This window comes from Streptococcus pluranimalium, from assembly GCF_047785745.1.
GTDB classification, from domain to species: Bacteria; Bacillota; Bacilli; order Lactobacillales; family Streptococcaceae; genus Streptococcus; species Streptococcus pluranimalium_B.
Window position 1 is genome coordinate 1 of the sequence record NZ_JBLOJT010000124.1, and the last position, 4,580, is coordinate 4,580.

3 protein-coding genes and 3 pseudogenes are annotated in these 4,580 nt (G+C 38.6%); 3 read left to right on the plus strand and 3 right to left on the minus strand.

Annotated elements, in window-relative coordinates; all coding sequences use genetic code 11:
• Nucleotides 1-567: pseudogene (locus ACMZ6U_RS09420) on the plus strand (DDE-type integrase/transposase/recombinase); the annotation flags it as partial.
• A 441-nt stretch (nucleotides 568-1,008) separates the two neighbouring features.
• Here the strand turns inward: ACMZ6U_RS09420 and ACMZ6U_RS09425 are convergent.
• Together ACMZ6U_RS09425 and metK are read right to left on the minus strand one after the other, a co-directional pair.
• Nucleotides 1,009-1,562: pseudogene (locus ACMZ6U_RS09425) on the minus strand (IS3 family transposase); the annotation flags it as partial.
• 85 nt (nucleotides 1,563-1,647) lie between these two features.
• Nucleotides 1,648-2,835, minus strand: coding sequence for a methionine adenosyltransferase (metK, locus tag ACMZ6U_RS09430; RefSeq protein ID WP_416108199.1), 1,188 nt, complete (start codon nucleotides 2,833-2,835; stop codon nucleotides 1,648-1,650).
• A 320-nt stretch (nucleotides 2,836-3,155) separates the two neighbouring features.
• Between metK and birA the strand changes: the two genes are divergently transcribed.
• Nucleotides 3,156-4,088, plus strand: coding sequence for a bifunctional biotin--[acetyl-CoA-carboxylase] ligase/biotin operon repressor BirA (birA, locus tag ACMZ6U_RS09435; protein WP_416108200.1), 933 nt, complete (start codon nucleotides 3,156-3,158; stop codon nucleotides 4,086-4,088).
• On the opposite strand, the gene ACMZ6U_RS09440 is transcribed toward birA, so the two are convergent.
• A complete protein-coding gene (locus tag ACMZ6U_RS09440) occupies nucleotides 4,069-4,266 on the minus strand; it encodes a DUF3272 family protein (protein ID WP_416108201.1) in 198 nt (65 codons plus the stop codon). The two genes, birA and ACMZ6U_RS09440, sit on opposite strands and share 20 nt — an antisense overlap.
• 158 nt (nucleotides 4,267-4,424) lie before the next feature.
• Between ACMZ6U_RS09440 and ACMZ6U_RS09445 the strand changes: the two are divergent.
• A pseudogene (locus tag ACMZ6U_RS09445) lies at nucleotides 4,425-4,580 on the plus strand (IS481 family transposase); the annotation flags it as partial.

Sequence of the window (4,580 nt, forward strand, 5' to 3'; positions counted from 1 at the left end):
TTCATTACGTTCCTAAACATTATAACATCCCTAAAAAGATCGGAGTCAAATGGCAGATGGACGTTAAATTTGTCCCTAAACACTGTTATACAGGCACTATGCACTATGCCTGACAAGTTCTATCAGTACACTGTTATCGACGAAGCTAGTCGCGAGCGGTTCATCTTCCCTTTCAAGAAACAGTCCTCTCACTCTACTGTCCAGTTTCTTCAGATGGCCATTAAGTATTTTGGTTACCAGCCTCAAATCCTTCAAACCGATAATGGCTTTGAGTTCACTCATTTCAGGGAAACAAAGCAGATACACCCGCTTGATATCCTCTGTCAGAAACTAGGAATTGAGCACAAGTGTATTCGTCCTAGAACGCCTCGTCACAATGGCAAGGTGGAGCGCAGCCATCGCAATGACAATGAACGTTTTTACCAACATCTCCAGTTTTACTCTTACGAAAGCCTCAACAAACAAACGAAAGCCTATCTCTACAAATCAAACAGACTACCTATGCAGACTTTAGGCTGGAAATCTCCTATCGAAATCAGAAAAATCCTATCAGGAGCTAGCTCCTGATAGGATAACAAACCATTCTTCTTAAACAATTCTTTTTGGTCTCACATCATTGACAAATATTCAAAAATTTTAGTATTTCAATACCTAATGAATTGTCATTTCCAAGATACTTTCTTAATTTGACCATTTGGGGGTCTCAAAAATTTATGATCATGATTTTTATCAATCATCGTGGTCATTCATCTCATAATCGTTTAAATAAAAGCTATCAATCTGCATTACCGACCAGCGTCTTAAGACAGCTGGTTTTTTGACTATATTTAAAACTAACTGCTACTGTCTTATCACTTCAATAGTGATTTTTGAATAGCCCACAAAGCACTCTGATTTTTAATGGGCTCAAACAAGCCATTACCAGCTATATTTTTACGGCTCTATAATTTCTGTAGTGGGTAAAATCCACTACGGATGTGTACTGGCCCCCAAAAGTTGGACAAATCATTATTGCAAGGATTTAGTTCTGTATTGGACAGGACTAAGTCCTTTAGTTTTGCTTTAATGCGTTTGTTGTTGTCGTAAAAAATATAATCTGTAATAGCTTCTTCAAGCTCATCCAGCGATTGATAAGATTTCTCAAATCCATAAAATATTTCAGATTTGAGAATGTCAAAGAAAGATTACATCATCCCATTATCTGGACTATTTCCCTTGCGAGACATGGATGACAGAATACCTTTAGACTCTAGAAAATCATGGTAAGATTGGTGTTGGTATTGCCATCCCTGGTCACTATGAAGAATAGTTCCACTGTATGAATATGCTAGAAAAGCCTTCTCAAGCATGGTCTGAACCTGTTTCAAGTTAGGTGACCGAGACAGGGTAAAATCAATAATTTCACTGTTATAGCCGTCAAGAACAGGTGATAAGTAGAGTTTCCCTTCGGGTAAAGCAAACTCCGTCACATCGGTATAACATTTTTCATAAGGCTTAGATCCCTCAAACTGACGTTTAATCAGATTATCAGCCTTCTTACCCTCCTCACCTTTGTAAGAAGCATTCTATACACTACAGAACCAAACCCTTTCAATAATAATTTGTCTAACTGTTTGAAACAGTAGATGTTGAATCTCGATTTTTAATTTATTCAACTGCAGCTTTTAAGACATCTACTTTATCTAATCTTTCCCACGGAAGGTCAATATCTGTACGTCCCATGTGGCCATAGGCAGCTGTTTGTTTGTAGATTGGACGTTTCAAATCTAACATTTTGATAATGCCTGCGGGACGCAGATCAAATATCTCCCGAACTGCTTTTTCTAGTGTTGCTTCTGAAACCGTTGAGGTGCCGAAGGTATCAACACGAACAGATACTGGCTGTGCCACACCGATGGCATAAGCCAACTGAACTTCTGCTTTCTTGGCTAAACCTGCTGCTACAATATTTTTAGCGATGTAACGAGCTGCGTATGAAGCTGAGCGGTCTACCTTAGTAGCATCTTTTCCGGAGAATGCCCCACCGCCATGACGACTATAACCACCATAAGTATCGACGATAATTTTTCGTCCTGTCAAACCAGAATCCCCTTGTGGACCACCGATAACAAAGCGTCCCGTTGGATTAATGAAGAACTTCGTTTCATCATCAAGATACTGCTCTGGAATAACGGATTTGATCACTTCATTAATAACATCTTCACGGATTTGCTCATTTGTTGCTTCCGGGTCATGTTGCGTTGAGATAACAACAGTATCAACACGAACTGGCTTATCATTTTCATCGTATTCGACTGTCACTTGTGACTTGGCGTCTGGACGAAGATATGAAATTGCTCCAGACTTGCGCAATTCTGCTAATTTACGAACCAATTGATGTGATAATGCAATTGGTAGAGGCATGAATTCAGGTGTTTCATCAATGGCAAACCCAAACATAAGCCCCTGGTCACCAGCTCCAATCAAGCTTAAATCATCTTTATCCCCTTCACGAACCTCAAGCGCTTGGTTAACACCTTGGGCGATATCTGCTGATTGTTCAACCAGCGATGGATGGACACCAACAGATTCAGCTGCAAAGCCATACTCTGCATTAGTGTATCCAATCTCAGCAATGGTATCACGGACCACACGGTTAATATCCACGTAGGCTGATGTTGAAATTTCACCGAAAACATGAACTGATCCTGTGTAAACAACCGTTTCTGCTGCCACATGGGCATCCGGATCTTGCTCTAAAAGTGCATCTAAAATCGCATCCGAAATCTGGTCTGCAATCTTATCCGGATGTCCTTCCGAAACTGACTCAGACGTGAAAAGTTTACGTTCTGACATAAAAAATGTCCCCCTTAAAAAATGTTTACTACAGGAAATGTCCTGCGACATGTTACTAGGTTACAAAGAACTAGCCTTTCATACTCAAAACAGAGTGTGGATGCAGAAAAAGTTTTCTAATCGAGGCAGATGATCTGAAGGTAGAACTAGAGTTCACCGAAGTCGACTAACGAAGAGTAGAAATCTTTTAATCATCCAGACTATCTTATCGGGACTTAATAACGCCTAATATTGTACCATAAAAATCATTTTTATTAATCTTTTTAGCAAAATTTAGGAAAATTACTGACAAGTCAAATGCCTTATACTATACTAACAGTATGAAAACCTACGAACGTATTTACCAACGCTTATTAAAAGAAAATTTTATTACTGGTGAGACACTGGCTCGAGAATTGGATATCTCAAGAGCAGCTGTTTGGAAAGCTATTAAAACTTTAGAAGATACTGGTATCCAGATTGAGGCTATTAAAAAAAGAGGATACCGTATTCTATCTGGGGATTTACTGTTACCTGATGTCATTTCCAATACCTTAAACCTTCCTGTTAGCTACCTAACTTCCAGTGAATCAACACAACAAGATGCTAAAACGGCCGCTCTCAATGGAGCTCAAGCACCTCATCTCTATCTAGCTTCTAATCAAACAGCAGCCCGAGGAAGACTAGGCCGTCATTTCCATGCTGATAAAAACGGTGGTATCTATATGACACTCCATCTCAAACCTAATGCATCCTATGATAAATTGCCACCCTATACGGTTTTAGTGGCGTCTAGCATTGTTAAAGCCATCTCAAGACTAACTGATAAATCTCCTGAGATTAAGTGGGTTAATGATATCTTCTTAGACGGTAAAAAAATTGCTGGCATTCTCTCAGAAGCTGTCACTTCTGTTGAGACAGGGCAAGTTACTGATATCTTTATTGGCGTTGGTCTCAATTTCCATATATCAACGTTTCCTAATGAGTTAGATGGTATCGCTGCTTCTCTTTTCACAGAAACACCAAATATTACTCGTAATGATCTGACTTGTGAAATTTGGAAACTCTTCTTTAACATCCCAGAGCATGACCATATCAAAGTTTACAAAGAAAAATCACTTGTCTTACATAAACAAGTGACTTATGAAAAAGATAACCAAATTATTACTGCCAAAGTTTCAAATATCACTGACCAAGGACACTTAATCTTAGAAACAAACAATGGTCAAAATGTGACATTAGCTAGTGGCGAGGTTAGTCTTTCTTCTTGGTAAATTGCTCCAAAAAGCGTTTTGTAAATCGTGAGACTAACTGAACACGACGAAGATTTCTCAGTAACATCAATCCCCAGAAAAAGGCTAGTAAATAATTACCAGTTATCATAGCTTGATTAAAAAAATAAGTTTCAAGTGCACAGATTAGTGCCACGACAAAAAATTGTGAATAAGGCATGGTGATATTATAACAAAAAGAAATAATCTGAGCAAAAGTCTATTCTTAATAAGAGAATTTTAACTGTAGCGTTACAATAGATGTGAGACCTAGAAGACAAACAAGAAGAAACCTTGTAAGATAGGAGTACCACACACCCATCAAAAAGGAATCTTCTCATGACTAGTATATCACAAAACAATCGCTACTTGCCACATACACTCAATACCCGCTATCATGCCGTTAAAACTTATCGAAATGGTGCCTCAGTTGACTTCATCTGTCGACGATATAAGGTATCAAAAACCTCTCTTATGCGCTGGAATAAACGATTT